The sequence below is a fragment of the Gordonia cholesterolivorans genome, from assembly GCF_039531975.1.
GTDB classification, from domain to species: domain Bacteria; phylum Actinomycetota; class Actinomycetes; order Mycobacteriales; family Mycobacteriaceae; genus Gordonia; species Gordonia sihwensis.
Genome location: NZ_BAAARB010000056.1, coordinates 1 through 1,302, shown reverse-complemented (window position 1 = coordinate 1,302; position 1,302 = coordinate 1). Strand labels below are relative to the sequence as shown.

The 1,302-nt window shown below is 63.7% G+C and carries 1 protein-coding gene; it reads right to left on the bottom strand.

Going from position 1 to position 1,302, the window contains the following annotated elements:
* Nucleotides 1–50: 50 nt before the first annotated feature.
* Nucleotides 51–1,217, bottom strand: coding sequence for an IS1249 family transposase (locus tag ABFX36_RS18865; protein WP_346077813.1), 1,167 nt, complete (start codon nt 1,215–1,217; stop codon nt 51–53).
* Between the last annotated feature and the right edge of the window lie 85 nt (nt 1,218–1,302).

Here is a 1,302-nt window from a genome sequence, read left to right as displayed (position 1 = left end):
CGGGTTAAAGGCCAGAATGTGTGTACGGTTCGGGCGTGGCGTCGGGTGGTTTACCGGTTTCGGCCTCCCCATCCGTGTTGGATGCCGTTGCCGTCTTCCCAGTTGAAGCCTGTGTCGTAGGCGGCGGGCCCGATCTGCTCGTCCTCGACGGGCGTTTCCTTCGGTCGCTGCGGTGGTGGGTTGTGCTGCTCTTCGCGGACCAGGCTCCACGGATCGTGTGGGTGGGCGGTGAGGCTGTTGAGCTTCCATTCGGCGGCTCGGCGGGCGTGCTCGGTCAGAAGTCCTCGGTGAGCGCGGAACAGGTCTTTGAGACCTTTGTTGGGGCCGCCTTCGAGCGGTGAGGTGGTCCGCGGCAGGGGGTGCTCTTCATCGGTCAGGCGGGGGTCGATCCAGGTGAACAGGTGCTCTTCTGAGATCAGCCGCCGGAACAGTCCTCGGGTCTTGCGTAGGTCGCGGTGGGTGTACCACCAGGTGCTGGTCTCGGCGACGCCCTTCGGGCGCACAGTGTGCGGGCGGGCGTAGGTCCGGTGCCGGAGGAATCGGTCGTGCTTGATTTCCCAGTCGTTGTAGGCCTGAAGCCAGAGCACGGCCTGCTCGGAATTGCGGATGTTCATCAAAGCGGTTGTCAGAGTGACAATTTCACGGGCAGCATCGAGTCGGGGTTTGAAGGTGTGGTGGCGGCGCACGGTCTGGAAGATGTGGAAGTAGCAGCGCTGGACTCGAGTGGTGGGCCAATCGTCAGCGATCGCGGCGAGCAGGCCGCGGCCACCGTCGATGACCGCGACGTGCGGGGCGGGTTGGCGTTGCAGGATTTGCTGCCAGGCGATCTTCTTCTCGCGGTCGCACCATTGCCAGTCGACGACGTGGGTGCCGTCGAAGGCGATCAGCAGGCACCAGGATTGGAAGTAGGTGCCATCGAGCATCAACACCTGGGCCGGCTCAGTCGGGGGTGCAGGTGGTGGGACTTCGATGTTCCAGCACCAGGAGCGTGATCGGCGGAACGTGCGGGCGCTGATGTGGTCGGGTTGTCGGCCGTGCAGGAGCCAGGTGAGGAACGCGGTGAGTTCGGCTTTGCGGGTGATGTCGGGGCGTTTCTGGGTGCTGGAGGCGCCGCAGTCTTTGCAGCGCCAGCGGGTGCGGCCGGCGCTGGTGGTTCCGTTCTTGACGAGCTTGCGGCCGCATACACCACATGAGGGGGAATTCCGAGAACCTGACACCGAACATGCTTTCAAAGCATGTCCGGCGCACTGTCAGTCGAGGTCAGACACCGGAAACCAGCGTATCTGTACACACATTTTGGCC